Raw genomic sequence first — 16847 nt, forward strand, 5'->3', positions numbered from 1 at the left:
AGAGTGGCTTTTTTTGTAACAATTGGTAAAATATTTGTACTAGTAAACTAAATACCAATCGCATGAAAAACTTACTAAAGCTAGAACAACTTGCTGTATTAATTTTTATGATCGTTTTATATGGTCTACTAAAATTATCATGGATGTGGTTTGCAATTCTTTTTCTTGCTCCCGATATTTTTATGTTAGGTTATCTTTTTGGAAATAAGATTGGCGCAATATCCTATAATTTTATTCATAATTATTTTACGACAATTGCATTAATTCTTATTGGTTATTTTTTACATATTGAATGGTGTTTGATGATTGGATTTATATTTTCCGCTCATATTGCGTTCGATCGTTATCTAGGATTTGGTCTCAAAAAATATGATGGTTTCAAGTCCACTCATTTAGGAGATTTATAACATCACAACCTCATCTGTCGAACCTTTTTCCTTAATTTCTGAAATACTTCGCATCGTAATTTCTGAAATTTGTTCCAACGCTTCTTGTGTAAAAAAAGCTTGATGTGCAGTGACCAAAACATTTGGAAAACTCATCAATCGTTGAATCATATCATCCTGAATAATTTCTGCTGATAAATCTTTGAAAAACAATTTTTCTTCTTGCTCATAAACATCAATTCCCAAATAACCAATTTTATGATTTTTCAAGGCTTCAATCGCTTCATGTGTATTGATTAATCCTCCTCTACTCGTATTAATAATCGTTACACCATCTTTCATCATCGCAATCGTTTCTTGATTAATCATGTAATGATTTTCTGGCGTCAACGGACAATGCAACGAAATAATATCTGAGCTTTTAAACAACTTATCCAGCTCAACATATTCCACGCCATTATTCATCAATTCTTGATCTGGATACAAATCATACGCAATAATCTTACATCCAAAACCTTTCGCAATATTGATAAAAGCTTTTCCTATTTTCCCTGTTCCTACAATTCCAATTGTCTTCTGAAAAAGATTGAAACCAAGCAAACCGTTCAATGCAAAATTTTGTTCACGAACACGATTATAAGCTTTATGCGTTTTTCGGTTCAATGTTAACAACATCGCCATTGTATGCTCTGCCACTGCCTCAGGAGAATATGCAGGAACGCGACAAACTTTAATTCCAAATTCTTTCGCAGCTTCCAAATCGACATTGTTAAAACCAGCACATCTCAAAGCTATAATTTTAACGCCTTTTTTTGCTAAAATTTCAATGACTTGGCGATTCACTTTATCATTCACAAACACACAAACTGCCTGCTCATCTTCAATCGCGTTTACGATATGCGGACCTAAATGTGTTTCATAAAAATTAAGTTCAAAACCGTAATTTTTATTTTCAGCCTCAAAAAAAGTTTTGTCATAAGGCTTAGACGAAAAGAAAGCTATTTTCATTAAATTATTTTTAACTAATTTACGTTTTTAATTAATTGTAAATTAGTTTATACTTAATTATTATAAATTTTTAAATCATTCAAAATTAATTCATCTACTATATTTGATATTTTACTAAAAGCTATAAGCTGATGAATAAAAATTTCTAACTTCGTGAAAATTCAAATTCACACATGAAAAATATACTTTTATCAACGATTACATTAGCTTCTTTTACAGCTTTTGGACAAAATATTTCGAATCAAGCCATTGATCAAGTCACAGAAAATGCCATGAAAACTTTTGATGTTCCTGGGATATCTGTTGCGGTTATCAAAGACGGCACAATTCTGCATTCGAAAGGTTATGGAGTAAAATCGCTTAAAGCGGGAGAAAAAGTTCAGTCCAATACAAATTTTGGAATTGCTTCTAACTCAAAAGCTTTTACAGCAGCAGCTTTGGCGATTTTGGTTGATGAAGGAAAAATAAAGTGGGATGATAAAGTGATTACTCACATTCCTGAATTCAAGATGTACAACGATTATGTAACCAAAGAGTTTACAATTCGTGATTTATTAACGCATCGCAGTGGATTAGGTTTGGGAGCAGGTGATTTGATGGTTTGGCCTGATGGACATAATTTCACGCCAAAAGATATTATTTCAAATATTCAATTTTTAAAACCTGTTTCTGATTTTCGTGTCAAATATGATTACGATAATTTATTATACATCATCGCAGGAGTTGTAATTGAAAGAACTTCGGGACAATCTTGGACAGATTTTGTAACAAAAAGATTGTTGGAACCAATTGGAATGACGAATACTGCGGCGAATTGGCACTTGGTAAAAGATAAGAAAAATGCAATTGATCCGCACGTTCCGATTGATGGAAAATTACAAGTGATTGATCGTTATACGAACACCATTTTTGATGCAGCTGCAGGAATCTATTCGAATGTTGATGATATTGCAAAATGGTTGCAATTCAATTTGGATAAAGGAAAGGTTAATGGGAAACAAATTATTTCTGAAAAGCAAATGAATGAAATGATTACGCCACAAACTTTACAACCAAATCGCACAACTCCGCCTTATAATTCATTATTCAAAGCTTATGGTTTGGGATGGCAGTTGCAGGATATGAACGGAAAATTAGAAGTTTCGCATACTGGAGGATTGGAAGGAATTGTAACACAAACGATGTTTTATCCTCAAGAAAAATTAGGAATTGTGATTTTGACTAACCAACAATCAGGTGCAGCTTTCCGTGCAATTTCAAATACGATCAAAGATTTTTACTTAAAAAATCCTTCTACAGATTGGGTAAAAACCTACGATGAGTTGATGAAGAAAAATGTGGAAGAAGCCGATGTCATTACCGATGAAGTTTGGAAAACAGTTGAAGCAAATCAAAAAAATAAAGCCATCAAATTTGATACAAAAAGCGTAATCGGAACGTATAAAGACAATTGGTTTGGTGATGTTGTGATTTATGAAAAGAAAGGAAAAATAATTTTCGAATCGAAACGTTCACCTCAATTAACTGGTGAAATGTCATTTTACAAAGACAATACGTTTGCGGTAAAATGGTACAATCGTTATTTCCATGCAGACGCTTTTGTTTATGCAGAAATGAAAAATGGAAAAATGACAGGTTTCAAAATGAAAGCGATTTCTCCTTTAACAGATTTCAGTTACGATTTCCAAGATTTAGATTTTACGAGAAAATAAATTTTAATAAATACTAATCAAATGCGAAGTTCGAAATTCGAACTTCGTTTTTTTCTATTAAAAATGAAATTCAAAGGTTACGCATATGGGCTAATTTCGTCTATATCTTATGGATTAATTCCATTATTTATCCTACCTATAAAACAGGCAAATTTTTCGATGGATACTACATTATTCTATCGATTCTTTTTTTCTGCATTGATTGTCGGAACATATTTATTCATCAAAAAACAATCATTCAAAATAGATGTGAAACAGATTCCATTTTTAATCATTTTAGGATTATTGTACGGAATCTCAGCGGATGCTTTATTTTTAGGTTATGATTATTTAACTCCTGGAATTGCCTCCACATTATTATTCGTTTATCCGTTGATTGTTGCCATCATAATGGCTGTTTTCTTCAAAGAAAGAATTACAATTTCAACCATTATAGCCATTGTTTTTGTATTGGCTGGCGTCATTTTACTAAGTTTCAAAGAAGGAAAATTCGAGCTAAATCCAATCGGATTAGGAATTGTATTTATCAGTGCTTTGGGTTACGGATTATATATTGTGACAGTCAACAAATCGAAAGTACGAGATATAAAAGGCTTTACATTAAGCTTTTATTCTTTTCTATTTACAACGATTTATTACGCAATAAAAATGATTATTCACAAAGACTCGTTCATTTTACCATCATTAGAATTAACCTTCAACTTTTTTACATTTGCCTTTGTAACGACAGTTATTTCGAGCATCGCTTTGATTTATGCGATTAAAAATATTGGTTCTACAGCCACTTCTATTCTTGGCGCATCAGAACCTGTGGTTGCCGTTGCTGTAAGTGTTATGATATTTGGTGAAGATTTTTCGTTGAGTTTAGCTTTAGGAATTTTTATGATTATTCTAGGCGTGACTCTGAATGTAATTAGTGATGCATATCAACAAAAAAGATTGAAGTAATTGTAAATCCTATTTTTAACTTTGCAGCAATGAAACAGAAATTTAATCCTGAAGGTTGGAATCGTATAGAGCATTTTAATATGTTCTCGAAAATGGATAATCCGTATGTCGGAGTTGTTGCGGAGGTTGAATCTTCTAAAGCGTACAAATTTGCCAAGGCAAATAAGTTGTCTTTTTTCGCCATTTATTTACATTGTTCGATGTTGGCAGAAAATAAGATGAATGAATTTAAATATCGTATCGAAGATGATGAAATTTTTGTGTACGATCATTTAGATTGCGGAACAACAATTGGAAGAAAAGACGGAACTTTTGGTTTTGCGTTGATGAATTTTACCGAAGATTTTGATGCATTTAACGCGCAACTTCAAGAACAAATACAAAGTGTAGAAAACTCGGTTGGTTTGCACATCAAAAATGAAGAAATTACCATTGGTTTGGTTCGTCATTCTACGTTTCCATGGTCGAGATTTACAGGTCTAACGCAACCAAGTAATTTTGGAACGGGAGAATCTATTCCGCGAATTATTTTTGGAAAAGCGTATACCCAAAACGATAAAATGTACATGCCTGTTTCGGTTGAAGCAAATCATGGTTTTGTAGATGGTTTTCATTTAGCGAATTATCTACAAGAATTTGAAAACGAATTAGGTAAATATTAGTTTATTCTCTTAAAAAATATGATTAAAATTGTTGAAAGCAGAAATGATGATTATCTAGCCTTACAAGAATTGTTTCTTCAATCTAGACGAAAAACTTTTTTGTGGACTGATACTTCCCGATATAAATTATCTGACTTTGATGAAAGTACTAAAAATGAGTACATTTTAGTTGCATTCGTAGATGAGATATTGGTTGGATTTGTTTCTGTTTGGCTTATTGACAATTTTATTCATCATTTATATGTAGACGAACAATATCATAATCAATCGGCTCAGAATTATTGAATAAAGTAATCGAAAAAGTTGGATATCCAATTAGATTGAAGTGTGATGAAAAAAACACAAAAGCTCTCCGTTTTTATAAACAAAAAGGCTTTATTGAAAAAGAAAAAAAAGCATTCGAAAATGGTTTTTACTTATTATTAGAACTTGATGTATAAACGAGTTTCGAGTTTCGAAATTCGTTTTTTTTATGGTTTATTCTGATTCTGTTCGTAGTTCATTTATTGGTTCAGGTAGAATTATCTTAATATTAGGGAAATATTTTTCATCTTCTTTTAAAATAAAATCTTTATCATACTCGTAATAATGTGATAATCTTCGCAAAATAAATTGATTAGATTCTAAATCTCTTTGAAATCTAATTTTATAACCTTTTACTTCATCTTCAAAAATATCAGTTACCTCAAAAGGTACTTTAATTGCTTTATTTATATCTACAAATCCTTCAACAATTTTATCATCTTGATTAACTATTAATTTATAAATTCTACCATTTATTTTAGTCTGTAAATATTTGTAATCACTATTCAAATTAATTTCTTTTGCTTCAAAAATATAAATATACAAGTTATCCTCTGTAAAAATAATTCCTATATTTTCGGCATTCAAATGATTAGATTTCGCTATTATAATTGCTTGTTCTAATGCTTGATAAAAATTTTTATCTTTGATTTCTTTTGGAATCGAGTTAATCTTGTTTGTTTGACAACCAAAGAAAAATAAAAGAATTAAAACTGAATAAATATATTTCATACAAGTGTTTTGATTAAAGATAATCAATTCACTGCAACTTTTTTATTTAGTTTTTTCGACCAAGAAAAAATATAAATCGTTCCGATAATTGAAGGTACAATCCAAAAATAAATATTATCTCCAAATCCAGCGCCTGCAACCAAAAACGCTGTTACTGAAGCGATATAAGCGCCAATCATTTTTCCAACATGATTCATTGTCCATTTTTTATAATTCTCTGGATTCTTGTAAAAAATAAAATCTCGATAAGACATAAATCCGCCTAATAAACCAAAAATTAAATACAACAATCCAATTGCATTGCTTGTGAAAAGTGGAAGTAATCCAAAAACAATCATCACAATAGATGTGATAAACATTGTTCCAGAAATGATTTTATCTAAATTATTCGAATAATTTTTGCGCTTATAATTCAGTATTCTATTTCCGATCAAAATCATATAAATCGTGAAAATACCAATCATTAAAAGGAATGAATTGTGGTGATTCGGAAAAGCACAAATAATCAACGAAAGAATAGAACTAACTAACATACCAATCGAAAATATATTTCCTACTTTTTTGTGTGTCGAATTTCCTTTTTTTATGATCATAACAGCAGTTCCGGCAACCAAACCAATTCCTCCGAAAAATGCGTGAATGTAAATAATGATTTTGACTAAATTTTCCATAATGTGTTTATTTATTATGGAATAAAATTAAGTGAAGTCGTTTTTAATTTTAAAAATTATTGACCGAATTGTCGAATTTCGTGGATGAATTGTATTACTCTTTTGTTTTCACTGTTTCGATAGCATCATTCATCAAATCGAACTCGTAACCTTTGTAGGCTAAATATGCTTTTACTTTGTTTATTTTCTTGAAAGATTCTCGCTCAGAAGCTAATAAATTGAACTTTTTCTGTGTTAAATGCAATAAATTATTCCAATATTTATCCAAATCAATTTCTTCCTTAAATGCTTTTTCAATTAATTTTTGATCAATTTGACGCATTTTTAATTCTTGACGAAGACGATTTCTTCCCCACATTTTTTGATTGACTTTTCCTCGAACAAAGCTATGTACAAATCGTTCTTCATTCAGAAATCCGTAATGAATTAACTTAAAAAGAATCTCATCTTTCGCTTCTGGAATCAAATCAAAATCACGTAGTTTTTTCTCTACTTCCCAATGACAACGATCTTGATAAAGACAATATTTTGCCATTTTATCTTTGATTTCATCAATCGTATAAATCTTTTTTTGGTTGTCTTTAGAGAAATTCATGTAACAAAGTTAAGATTTTAATGAGAGAATTAGAAAATGTAAGATGATCAACATCTTTTATCGCTAACCATAACAAAATATTTATATGAAACAATAAGTGGTTTAATAATTTATATATTTGCTGATAACTATTATATCTAAACTATTGAAAACTTCAAGAATATCAATCCTTGATGGATTACGCGTATTTGCAATTCTTATTGTAATTATATCTCATTATTTACATAAATACGATTTACATGGAAATCAATTTCTAGAATTTGTACAAAATTATGGTTATTTTGGAGTTCCATTTTTCTTTGTAATATCAGGATTTGTTATTTTATACTCTCTTGAAACAACAAATAGTTACAAAGATTTTTTGAAAAAAAGATATATTAGATTAGCTCCAGGAATGTTAATTTGTTCTATTATTACATTCAGTTTTTTTAAATTTATATACACTGGAGATGGTTATACTAATTCCAAATCTTTCGCAAATTTATTGATTGCAAATACCTTTATAGACCCACACGTATTTAATTTACCATCTGGAACTCTTAAATATTACTATATAGATGGATCTTATTGGAGTCTCTGGGTTGAAGTTTGTTTTTATTTATTAATAGGTTTTTTATATTTCAAAAATCGAGAAAATTATATCCAAAACTTTGTACTTATTTGTGCCATTGGCTTTCCTATCTATTTTACTTTAAGTAGTAGTTTTGCTCATAAATTTTTAGAACCATATCTAAGTACGCCAACCTTAGATTACTTAAAATTAATAAGTAGATGTTTGGTATTATTTAGAGAAAGTTTTTGGTTTATGATAGGTATGTTTTTATATAAATTATATCATGATAAAACTGATAAAAAATACATTCTATATATTATTATTTGTGGTGTTATATTAGTTTTACAAGAGAAGTTAGACATTGGTTTTTCATTTTTAACAATTTTTACTCTTGCTATTTATTTAACCTTTATATACCAACCAAAATGTCTTAATTTCTTAACAAATCCAATTATCACAAAAATCGGAGTTAGTTCCTATTCAATATACCTTATTCACAGCTATTTAGGTTCTGGTATTATCGAAATGTACAATCATCACATAGGTAGAGAATCGTATGTTATTTACTTTGTTATGATTATTTCAGTAATACTATTTGGACTTTTTAGTTATAAATATTTAGAAAGACCAATTTCAAATTTTATCAAAAAGATCTTATTTAAATAAAAAAACTGAATCATTTCTGATTCAGTTTTTTTATTATTTATTAACCTATTTTTATTAAGCTTTTTGTAATTCCGCTATATATTCTGTTGGATTCTCAGCATTGAAAACTGCCGAACCTGCAACTAAAGCGTCTGCACCAGCTTCTACCAATTTTGATGCATTTTGTACACCAACTCCTCCATCAATTTCGATGATCACATTTGCATTAGCTTCTGTAATCATTTTTTTCAATTTTGATACTTTGTTGTATGTATTCTCAATGAATTTTTGACCTCCAAAACCTGGATTAACACTCATAATTAACACTAAGTCTAGATCGTTAATCACATCTTCTAAAACAGATACTGATGTATGCGGATTAAGCGCCACTCCTGCTTTCATTCCTTCTGCTTTTATGGCCTGAATTGTACGATGTAAATGTGTACACGCTTCGTAATGAACAGTCAAAATATCTGCGCCAACTTGTTTGAAAATTGAAATATAACGATCTGGATCAACAATCATTAAATGTACATCCAAAACTTTGTCTGTTAACGAATTTATTTTCTCAATAATTGGCATTCCGTAAGAGATATTTGGAACAAAAACGCCGTCCATTACATCTAAATGAAACCATTCGGCTTGAGAATTATTAACCATTTCGATGTCTTTTGCTAAATTCCCGAAATCGGCTGCTAAAATTGATGGTGCTACTATTGGCATAATCTTATTTGTTGTTTGTTTGTATTTTGTGGTGCAAAGGTAATGAAATAAAAAAATCGTTGAAAACTCAACGATTTATATTTTTTAGAAATTATAACCAACTCGAAAGCCTAAATCTAAGGCAACTCCTGTATTTGTACTCTTTACTTCTGATGTTGTATAATTATCAAAATCATAGTTTGTATATGTTTCTTGATAAAGAGAAAGTCCTAATCCTGTATAAAACTCGTAAAAAAAGTTTTGAGCAAAAGAACGTTTAAATCCATAATTGAATGTAATAGAACCTTGCGGATTAACACCTAAATTATCACTATTAGACGTTGTTAACCAATCTGGCGTATAAGTTCCTTTTAAAGCAATATAATTCCCAGAATTATTTTTGGTGTTTTTTCCTTTACCAATTCTTCGGTCAAAATTATAATAATAACGTCCTTCTAAAGCTATATTTGTTGTCAAAATATACTCAAAATCACTCCCATAAAAATCGCTATAGCTGTATCTGAAACCTCCTAAATAATCTAAAGATCCAACAGCCGTAAAATTTTCGGATAAAGCTTTTTCATATTGAATTCCGATTCCAATAAAACTAACGTTTGCATTAAACAAATCTGTTGCTTTTTCTTGAGCAAATAGTGAAGATGATAATAAGAGAGTAAATAACAGTTTTTTCATTTTCAGTGTTAATTAATTCAATACGAATATAACAGAAAAAATGATTCAGCAAAATTATTTTTAATCCAAGAAAACTCTATTGTCAATAAAGTTATAAGGTTCTTCGTCTTTCAATTCTTCGTTGATGATAAAATGAATCGAATCTTTTGACATAAAAATATAAGTATAAATATCTGCCATCTCATCAGAATCTCTAAACTCGTAATATTCATCACCAATCGTACACCAAACGCCTTCGTCTTCAGAAAAAGTTACACGATCATCACTATAAATCGTTTTAAAGTTAACCGTCATTGTGCCGTCAGCTTTTCTATTGACCATCCAACTATTTGTTTCTCCTTTAAAAAATTTCCCATGATCAGTTCCAGACCAAATTCCAACAAATCGTTCATCTACATCCATAGATTTTATATATTCTTTCATTTGGTTTTGATCAGCTTTGTTCATCATGATTTTCTATATTAAAATTAGCTTAAAAGTAGCCAATCTATACTTCTTCTCATCTCAAAAAGACTTAATTTGCAGCTTGGGATAAAAACAACAAATTTATGGAAAATAATATGCTTAATCAACATCCAGCAGATATTGCCGAACAATTAACTGCACTGAACGTAAAGGAAAGAAATATCGCTTTTTATTCGCTTTCGAATGATGATAAAGTTGAAGTATTCTCCTATTTTGAACCCGATATTCAGTACGAAATTGTAAAAAGTTTGACGGACGAAGATTTAGCCGAGGTTTTGAACAATCTTGATCCTGATGACCGAACAGAACTTTTTGAAAATTTCCCAGATCAATTAATCAAACATTCCATTAATCTTTTAAATCCTGAAGAACGTGCTACAGCACTGAATTTGATTGGATACAAAGAAGATTCGATTGCACGTTTAATGACACCAAATTATATTCAGGTAAAAGAACATTATACAGTAAAACAAGTTTTGGCTCACATCAAAAAGTATGGAAAAAAAGCGGAAACGTTGACGTATATTTTTATTGTTGATGGAAAAAATAGATTGATTGATGATTTAAAAATTGGCGAAATTCTTTTGGCTGATGAAGATACGAAAGTAGAAGATTTGATCGATCATAATTTTGTTTCAATCAAGACGACGACTCCTTTAGAAGATGCGTTAGAAGTTTTTGATAAATACGATCGTTCTGCTATGCCAATTGTGACAGAAAATGATGTTTTGGTCGGAATTGTAACCTTCGACGACATCTTGGATCGAATGAAAATGCGTGATACAGAAGATATTCAGAAATTCGGAGGAATGGAAGAATTGGATGTTTCGTATACTAAAACACCTATTGCGGAATTAATCAAAAAGCGCGCAGGTTGGCTGGTTATCTTATTTATTGGCGAAATGTTTACGGCTTCTGCAATGAGTTATTATGACCAGGAAATCGAAAAAGCGGTTGTGTTGGCTTTATTTGTTCCATTGATTATTTCGAGTGGCGGAAATTCTGGTTCTCAAGCGGCTTCACTGATTATTCGTGCGATGGCTTTGGGCGAATTAAAGCTAAAAGATTGGTGGTATGTAATGAAAAAAGAATTTGCTTCGGGATTAATCTTAGGTGCAATTCTAGGATTTGTGGGTTTTATCCGAATCTTAATTTGGCAAAAAACTGGAATTTATAGTTATGGAGAGTATTGGTTGTATATAGCTTTAACAGTCGCTTTATCTTTAATTGTTATTGTTTTATGGGGAACACTTTCAGGATCTTTAGTTCCATTTATTTTGAGAAAAATTGGATTTGATCCCGCAACAGCATCCTCGCCTTTCGTTGCTACTTTGGTTGACGTTTCAGGATTGATTATCTACTTTACAATTGCTGCAATTTTACTAAGCGGGAAATTATTATAATGAAAAACTCCAACTAAATTTAGGTGGAGTTTTTTATTTTTATCGTCCGATATATGTTTTCAAAATCTTAGATCTTGAAGTATGTTTTAAACGGCGAATTGCTTTTTCTTTAATTTGACGAACACGTTCTCTTGTTAAATCAAACGTTTCTCCAATTTCTTCTAACGTCATTGGGTGTTGTCCGTTTAATCCGAAGTATAAACGAATTAAATCAGCTTCACGAGGCGTTAATGTTTGTAATGCACGTTCAATCTCTACACGTAAAGATTCTATCATCAACTGTACATCTGGAGATGGAGATTCACCAATGTTTAATACATCGTATAAGTTAGAATCTTCTCCTTCTACTAATGGTGCATCCATTGAGACGTGGCGACCAGAGTTTTTCATCGACTCTTTTACATCCCCTTCAGACATATCCAAAACTTCAGAAATTTCTTCTGCAGATGGGGCACGCTCATGTTCTTGTTCTAATAAAGCATAGGCTTTATTAATTTTATTGATCGATCCAATTTTATTTAATGGTAAACGTACAATACGAGATTGTTCTGCTAATGCTTGTAAGATAGATTGACGAATCCACCAAACTGCATACGAGATAAATTTGAAACCACGCGTTTCGTCAAAACGTTGCGCTGCTTTAATCAAACCTAAATTTCCTTCATTAATTAAATCTGGTAAACTTAAACCTTGATTTTGATATTGTTTCGCAACAGATACCACGAAACGTAAGTTTGCTTTTGTTAATTTTTCTAAGGCAACACGATCTCCTGCTTTGATACGTTGTGCTAACTCTACTTCCTCCTCCGCTGTAATCAAATCTACTTTACCAATCTCTTGTAAGTATTTATCCAACGACGCAGTTTCACGATTTGTTACCTGCTTTGTAATTTTAAGCTGTCTCATTTAACTAAAACCCTCCTATTATTAATGATTATTATCGATTTCTTTTGGCATTTTATCAACACCACTATATATGTATACGCAGATAACTGAAAAAGGTTACATAATATTGTAAAATATTTCAGAATTAATATCTTAAAACTTCGTAAATCATTTGTGCAGAGAGTTTCGCTGTCGAGTTATCAACATCAAAAAGCGAATTATATTCAACCAAATCAAAGATTTTCACTTTGTTTGAGTTTATCAAAACCTTCAAAATATATTTAACCTGAAAAGGAGTCAAACCATTAATTGTCGTTGCACTTACACCTGGCGCATAAGCTGCATCAAAAACATCCATATCCAACGAAACATAAAGCGCATCAAATTGTTGAACAATCGTTTTCAAATCGTCTAACACTTTATTCAAATTGAAATGAACTTCATCTGCTAAAATATAATTAGCGCCTAAATTTTCTGCACGTTGAAATAAAGCTTTCGTATTTCCTAATTCTTGAATACCGATTGGAATATAATTGAAAGCTATTTCATTTTCTTCGCAGTACTTAGCCATTTCGTAAAAAGGCGTTCCAGAAGTTGATTGTGGATTTGGCGTTCTCAAATCAAAATGTGCATCAAGATTGATAATTCCAATATTTTTGTATGATTTCGCTAAAGCCAAAAAATCTCCTAAAGCTGTTTCATGTCCACCTCCAATTACAATCGGAAAATGATTTTGTTGAATGATTTTATCAACTTGATTGATTTGTTCATCTCTCGCAGATTCTAGATTCTTATCATCACAGTGAAAATTTCCAGCATCGAAAATAAAATCAGTTTCAGAAAAATGTAAAGGCAAATTCGCTAAACTTTTACGAATCAAATCTGGCGAATTTTTCGCTCCAATTCGCCCTTTATTTCGTTCAACACCTTCTTCCGAACAAAATCCTAAAAGTACTTTTGGTTGAATGGATGATAATTCAAATTTATCGTAATCAGAAATTACTTGATGAATTCTTAGTCCTAATTCTCCATCTTCAGAATCAATTCTTCCTGTCCAAATTTCTTGATTAAATGGTGTTTTTTGCATGATTAATAAAATTTAGGTAACGACAATTTATATTTTACAGTTACAATACGAATCGCAGCGATAATAGCTCCCGAAACAATGAAATTGATATTACGATCTAATCCAAAATTATCAAAAATTAAATACATCACACCTCCTGCGATACATGCCATTGCATAAATTTCTTTCACAAAAACTGTAGGCGTTTTATTCATCAAAACATCGCGCAACATACCACCCATTACAGCGGTCATCATTCCCATCATCACAGAAATAAAATTGTTTGCACCCAAAGAATGTGCTTTCTCTAAACCTACTATTGTAAATAAAGCAATTCCTAATGTGTCGAAAAGCATTAATGTTACTCTTAACCGTGAAAAATATTTGAAAAATAATCCTGCCAATAAAATTCCAGCAAAAACTGCGTAAATGACATTCATATCATTTATCCAAACTAACGGATAACTGTTAAGGAATAAATCGCGTAAAGTTCCGCCACCAACAGCCGTTATAAAAGCAAAGCAAGCAATTCCGAACCAATCGTGTTTTTGTCTTTCATCTCCAGCTAAAGCACCAGAAATTGCGAACACAACTGTTCCGAATAATTCAAAAAAGTATTGAATTTCCATCTATAAAAAATTAGTTCGCTAAGATACGAATCTATAAATTAATGACTTTTAAACTTTGGTAATGATAAATTGTATTTAATTGCAACCAAACGAATTGCGACAATTACAGCTCCCGAAACAAAGAAATTAATATTACGATCAAGTCCCAATTTCCATAAAATCATGTAAATAACTGCACCACAAAGACATGCGAACGCATAAATTTCTTTCTTGAAAATAATAGGAACTTCATTCAACATCATATCTCGAATAATGGATCCAAAAACCGCAGTAAACATTCCCATTACAGGTGCAATTACGGGATGAATTCCAAGATTTAGAGCTTTTTCTAAACCAACAATCGTAAACAAAGCAATCCCTAACGTATCAAAAAGCATAAATGTTTTACGAAGTTTAAGTAAAGGTGTATAGAAAATTGCGGCTAAAACAACACCAATCCCTACCGCATAAATAAGATTCACATCCTTTATCCACATAATCTCAACAGAAAGTAATATATCACGTATTGTACCGCCTCCAATTGAAGTTAGGAAAGCAATAAAGGTTACACCAAACCAATCATTTCCCGATTTTTCATCTGCTGCTAAAGCGCCCGAAATTCCAAAAAAAAGTGTACCAAATAATTCGAAAAAATATTGAATCTCCATTTCTATTGTATTAAATCATATTGTGTTGTGCTCTGTCAAAAATAAACACTTTTCTTTTTTTAACGATGTTTAAATATACAATCGAAAATAAAAAAAGACTAACACATTTGTTAGTCTTTTTGTTAATATTAATAATAATTTGTTTTTTCTAATTGCTTTTCATCAATCGGATCTTCATCCAAATAGCGTTCTAAACTATCATCTAACTCTTTCATCCAAGGTGTGTGATGTTTTTCTGCTTTCGTTTCGTCCATAACAGAGGTATAGGTTTTATCTCGATAAGTTAAAATATTTTCTTCTTTATCTTTTAACCAAGATTTGAACATATTAGCTACTTTATCCAAATCGAACATAGGATAATCAGTCATATGAATCAAATCCTTCAAATAATCCGTTTGAAAATCAACATGGTCGTCAGCAGAAATTGATTGTTTTTCATAATCAATCCATTTCTGAATATCGTTTTGAATATCCTGTTTTGAAGGTAAATCAATTCGTCCCAAAATATAATCACGTGCAAACCATGCTTGTGCATCAAACATATTAAATGTGTAATATTGATCCTGCATTCCCAAAAATAACAATTGAGCATTAACATCTGATATTACACCTTTATACATTCCTTCTGGATACAAACAGTTTTTTGTTTTTAGACGCAAATTATCTGGTAAAAACGGAAATTTGTGTTGATAACCTGTACACATAATCACTGCATCAAACTCTTTTGATGTTCCGTCTTTGAAAAATGCTTTCTTATCCTCAAAATGAGTGACCAAAGGCAATTCTTCTATTCCTTTTGGCCATTTACAATCGATTGGATTTGTACGATAAGAAATTGTGACCGATTTAGTTCCGTGTTTATAGCATTGTACCGCAATATCTTCTGCCGAATAACTACTACCAATCAATAAAATTTCTTTGCCTCTAAATGGATCCGCTCCACGGAAATCATGCGCATGCATTACATTTCCTGTATAATTCTCAATCCCTTTAAAATAAGGCATATTTGGTGTAGAAAAATGTCATGTTCCGACAATTAAATAATCGAAATACTCTTCGAAAGTTTCATTTTTCTTTAAATCATCAAAAACAACGCGAAATTGTTTTTGATTCTCTACATAATCTACCCACCTTGCAACGGTATTAAACTGAATGTACTTTCGCGCATTACTTTGTTTAATTCTCCCTTCTATATAATCGAATAATACTTCTCTTGGTGGATAAGAAGATATTGTTTGACCAAAGTGTTCAGAAAATGTATAATCTGCAAATTCTAAACATTCTTTTGGTCCATTCGACCATAAATATTTATACATACTGCCATGCAATGGCTCTCCGTATTTACCTACTCCTGTACGCCATGTGTAGTTCCACATTCCTCCCCAGTTGTCTTGCTTCTCAAAACATTTAATTTCTGGAATTTTGTTACCTTTTTTTTCTTCTGACTCAAATGCTCTTAACATTGCCAAACCACTTGGTCCAGCCCCGATAATGCCTACTTTTAAACTCATGAATTGTTTTTAATTAAACTTATATGAACTACTCAACTATCATTCGATAGTAATTGATTTTTATGTCTGAAACGACCTGATATAGAAACAAACTTCTATAAAAACTGTGTAAAACAGAATAGAATGTGTAATAAATGGATTACAACATATAAGAGATAGAAAACCTCTTGCTGAATAAATAAAATTTTATTCAAAATTAAATTATTCTTCAATGTACTAAAATTATAGCAGATGGACAAATATTAATGAAACATAATAATAAGCTTAATTATTATGGCGTTCCCTTCGGTCGGGCTATCCTTTCCAATCTTTTGTAGAAGAAAATAGAGGTTATATAGAAAAGACATTTGCTACAAAAGGATTTCCACTGCTACCCCTAACGCGGATTGAGTTCTAAGTTTTGAGTTATAAGTTATAAGACGTAAGATTTAAGACTTACAGAATAAAGATCTAAACAAAAGTATCCCTTAAAGGGATTATAGAGGTGTTTTCGAGTTATGAGTAGTAAGTTCTGAGTTAGTTCTTGTTTTATAAAACATAGTTTTGAGTTAGCGTAAAGCTTACAGCCTTCAGGCTAAGCGTAACGTGTAACCACAAAAAAGCCTCAAGAAAATAATCTTGAGGCTTTTAA

Annotated in this window: 19 protein-coding genes and 1 pseudogene; 8 read left to right on the forward strand and 12 right to left on the reverse strand. The window is 31.0% G+C overall.

The window, feature by feature from the left end; translation table 11 throughout:
• The first annotated feature begins 62 nt into the window (after window positions 1-62).
• Window positions 63-407 carry a DUF4260 domain-containing protein gene (locus B2217_RS00620; RefSeq protein WP_180905247.1) on the forward strand — a complete coding sequence of 115 codons (345 nt, stop codon included), beginning with the start codon at window positions 63-65 and terminating at the stop codon, window positions 405-407.
• Here B2217_RS00620 and B2217_RS00625 read toward each other — a convergent pair.
• The gene (locus tag B2217_RS00625; protein ID WP_180905248.1) at window positions 402-1394 is read right to left on the reverse strand and encodes a 2-hydroxyacid dehydrogenase; all 993 of its coding nucleotides are present in this window, start codon (window positions 1392-1394) and stop codon (window positions 402-404) included. The two genes, B2217_RS00620 and B2217_RS00625, sit on opposite strands and share 6 nt — an antisense overlap.
• A 173-nt stretch (window positions 1395-1567) precedes the next feature.
• On the opposite strand from B2217_RS00625, the gene B2217_RS00630 reads away from it, so the two are divergent.
• The 5 genes from B2217_RS00630 (at window position 1568) to B2217_RS00650 (ending at window position 5156) form a co-directional block, all read left to right on the forward strand.
• Complete coding sequence (locus tag B2217_RS00630) at window positions 1568-3106, forward strand: serine hydrolase (RefSeq protein WP_180905249.1); 1539 nt, start codon at window positions 1568-1570, stop codon at window positions 3104-3106.
• 63 nt (window positions 3107-3169) lie between these two features.
• Entirely contained in the window at window positions 3170-4054 is an 885-nt protein-coding gene (locus B2217_RS00635) for a DMT family transporter (protein ID WP_291121956.1), read from the forward strand.
• Window positions 4055-4083: 29 nt separating this feature from the next.
• Window positions 4084-4716, forward strand: coding sequence for a CatA-like O-acetyltransferase (locus tag B2217_RS00640; RefSeq protein WP_291121958.1), 633 nt, complete (start codon window positions 4084-4086; stop codon window positions 4714-4716).
• A gap of 18 nt (window positions 4717-4734) precedes the next feature.
• Complete coding sequence (locus B2217_RS00645; protein WP_291121960.1) at window positions 4735-5001, forward strand: GNAT family N-acetyltransferase; 267 nt, start codon at window positions 4735-4737, stop codon at window positions 4999-5001.
• The gene (locus B2217_RS00650) at window positions 4998-5156 is read left to right on the forward strand and encodes a hypothetical protein (RefSeq protein ID WP_291121962.1); all 159 of its coding nucleotides are present in this window, start codon (window positions 4998-5000) and stop codon (window positions 5154-5156) included. Before B2217_RS00645 ends, B2217_RS00650 begins: the two co-directional genes overlap by 4 nt.
• A 37-nt stretch (window positions 5157-5193) precedes the next feature.
• On the opposite strand, the gene B2217_RS00655 is transcribed toward B2217_RS00650, so the two are convergent.
• The 3 genes from B2217_RS00655 to B2217_RS00665 all read right to left on the reverse strand — a co-directional run bounded on the left by B2217_RS00655 (window position 5194) and on the right by B2217_RS00665 (window position 7017).
• A complete protein-coding gene (locus tag B2217_RS00655; RefSeq protein ID WP_291121964.1) occupies window positions 5194-5751 on the reverse strand; it encodes a hypothetical protein in 558 nt (185 codons plus the stop codon).
• A 23-nt stretch (window positions 5752-5774) separates the two neighbouring features.
• Complete coding sequence (locus B2217_RS00660) at window positions 5775-6422, reverse strand: hypothetical protein (RefSeq protein WP_291121966.1); 648 nt, start codon at window positions 6420-6422, stop codon at window positions 5775-5777.
• Window positions 6423-6516: 94 nt separating this feature from the next.
• Window positions 6517-7017, reverse strand: a complete 501-nt coding sequence (locus tag B2217_RS00665; RefSeq protein ID WP_038332506.1) for a regulatory protein RecX — start codon at window positions 7015-7017, stop codon at window positions 6517-6519.
• 145 nt (window positions 7018-7162) lie between these two features.
• Between B2217_RS00665 and B2217_RS00670 the strand changes: the two genes are divergently transcribed.
• Window positions 7163-8236 carry an acyltransferase family protein gene (locus B2217_RS00670; RefSeq protein WP_180905254.1) on the forward strand — a complete coding sequence of 358 codons (1074 nt, stop codon included), beginning with the start codon at window positions 7163-7165 and terminating at the stop codon, window positions 8234-8236.
• Between the two features lie 54 nt (window positions 8237-8290).
• On the opposite strand, the gene rpe is transcribed toward B2217_RS00670, so the two are convergent.
• From rpe to B2217_RS00685, 3 genes are all read right to left on the reverse strand, one after another.
• Window positions 8291-8938: a ribulose-phosphate 3-epimerase gene (rpe, locus tag B2217_RS00675; RefSeq protein WP_180905255.1), complete on the reverse strand. Its 648-nt coding sequence runs from the start codon at window positions 8936-8938 to the stop codon at window positions 8291-8293.
• 84 nt (window positions 8939-9022) lie between these two features.
• Window positions 9023-9610 (reverse strand): hypothetical protein, encoded by a 588-nt coding sequence (locus B2217_RS00680; RefSeq protein WP_180905256.1) that lies wholly within the window; start codon window positions 9608-9610, stop codon window positions 9023-9025.
• A gap of 60 nt (window positions 9611-9670) precedes the next feature.
• Window positions 9671-10060 carry a hypothetical protein gene (locus B2217_RS00685; RefSeq protein ID WP_180905257.1) on the reverse strand — a complete coding sequence of 130 codons (390 nt, stop codon included), beginning with the start codon at window positions 10058-10060 and terminating at the stop codon, window positions 9671-9673.
• Window positions 10061-10158: 98 nt separating this feature from the next.
• Between B2217_RS00685 and mgtE the strand changes: the two genes are divergently transcribed.
• Complete coding sequence (mgtE, locus tag B2217_RS00690) at window positions 10159-11478, forward strand: magnesium transporter (RefSeq protein ID WP_180905258.1); 1320 nt, start codon at window positions 10159-10161, stop codon at window positions 11476-11478.
• A 39-nt stretch (window positions 11479-11517) separates the two neighbouring features.
• On the opposite strand, the gene B2217_RS00695 is transcribed toward mgtE, so the two are convergent.
• The 5 genes and pseudogenes from B2217_RS00695 to B2217_RS16945 all read right to left on the reverse strand — a co-directional run bounded on the left by B2217_RS00695 (window position 11518) and on the right by B2217_RS16945 (window position 16216).
• Entirely contained in the window at window positions 11518-12384 is an 867-nt protein-coding gene (locus tag B2217_RS00695) for a sigma-70 family RNA polymerase sigma factor (protein ID WP_019975176.1), read from the reverse strand.
• Between the two features lie 124 nt (window positions 12385-12508).
• Entirely contained in the window at window positions 12509-13450 is a 942-nt protein-coding gene (gene hutG, locus B2217_RS00700) for a formimidoylglutamase (protein ID WP_280045190.1), read from the reverse strand.
• Window positions 13451-13452: 2 nt separating this feature from the next.
• Window positions 13453-14058 (reverse strand): trimeric intracellular cation channel family protein, encoded by a 606-nt coding sequence (locus B2217_RS00705; RefSeq protein WP_280045189.1) that lies wholly within the window; start codon window positions 14056-14058, stop codon window positions 13453-13455.
• Window positions 14059-14096: 38 nt separating this feature from the next.
• On the reverse strand, window positions 14097-14705 hold the full coding sequence (locus B2217_RS00710) for a trimeric intracellular cation channel family protein (protein WP_280045188.1): 609 nt from the start codon (window positions 14703-14705) through the stop codon (window positions 14097-14099).
• A 128-nt stretch (window positions 14706-14833) separates the two neighbouring features.
• Window positions 14834-16216 (reverse strand): annotated as a pseudogene (locus B2217_RS16945) (NAD(P)-binding domain-containing protein).
• Window positions 16217-16847 lie beyond the last annotated feature (631 nt).

This window comes from Empedobacter sp. UBA7620 (genome assembly GCF_002484185.1).
Classification (GTDB): domain Bacteria; phylum Bacteroidota; class Bacteroidia; order Flavobacteriales; family Weeksellaceae; genus Empedobacter; species Empedobacter falsenii_C.

Coding starts and splice junctions, on each gene's coding strand:
- hutG (WP_280045190.1), bottom strand. CDS start 13,450: ATGCAAAAAACACCATTTAATCAAGAAATTTGGACAGGAAGAATTGAT.
- B2217_RS00705 (WP_280045189.1), bottom strand. CDS start 14,058: ATGGAAATTCAATACTTTTTTGAATTATTCGGAACAGTTGTGTTCGCA.
- B2217_RS00710 (WP_280045188.1), bottom strand. CDS start 14,705: ATGGAGATTCAATATTTTTTCGAATTATTTGGTACACTTTTTTTTGGA.
- B2217_RS00620 (WP_180905247.1), top strand. CDS start 63: ATGAAAAACTTACTAAAGCTAGAACAACTTGCTGTATTAATTTTTATG.
- mgtE (WP_180905258.1), top strand. CDS start 10,159: ATGGAAAATAATATGCTTAATCAACATCCAGCAGATATTGCCGAACAA.
- B2217_RS00665 (WP_038332506.1), bottom strand. CDS start 7,017: ATGAATTTCTCTAAAGACAACCAAAAAAAGATTTATACGATTGATGAA.
- B2217_RS00625 (WP_180905248.1), bottom strand. CDS start 1,394: ATGAAAATAGCTTTCTTTTCGTCTAAGCCTTATGACAAAACTTTTTTT.
- B2217_RS00630 (WP_180905249.1), top strand. CDS start 1,568: ATGAAAAATATACTTTTATCAACGATTACATTAGCTTCTTTTACAGCT.
- B2217_RS00685 (WP_180905257.1), bottom strand. CDS start 10,060: ATGATGAACAAAGCTGATCAAAACCAAATGAAAGAATATATAAAATCT.
- B2217_RS00635 (WP_291121956.1), top strand. CDS start 3,170: ATGAAATTCAAAGGTTACGCATATGGGCTAATTTCGTCTATATCTTAT.
- B2217_RS00640 (WP_291121958.1), top strand. CDS start 4,084: ATGAAACAGAAATTTAATCCTGAAGGTTGGAATCGTATAGAGCATTTT.
- B2217_RS00695 (WP_019975176.1), bottom strand. CDS start 12,384: ATGAGACAGCTTAAAATTACAAAGCAGGTAACAAATCGTGAAACTGCG.
- B2217_RS00660 (WP_291121966.1), bottom strand. CDS start 6,422: ATGGAAAATTTAGTCAAAATCATTATTTACATTCACGCATTTTTCGGA.
- B2217_RS00645 (WP_291121960.1), top strand. CDS start 4,735: ATGATTAAAATTGTTGAAAGCAGAAATGATGATTATCTAGCCTTACAA.
- B2217_RS00680 (WP_180905256.1), bottom strand. CDS start 9,610: ATGAAAAAACTGTTATTTACTCTCTTATTATCATCTTCACTATTTGCT.
- rpe (WP_180905255.1), bottom strand. CDS start 8,938: ATGCCAATAGTAGCACCATCAATTTTAGCAGCCGATTTCGGGAATTTA.
- B2217_RS00655 (WP_291121964.1), bottom strand. CDS start 5,751: ATGAAATATATTTATTCAGTTTTAATTCTTTTATTTTTCTTTGGTTGT.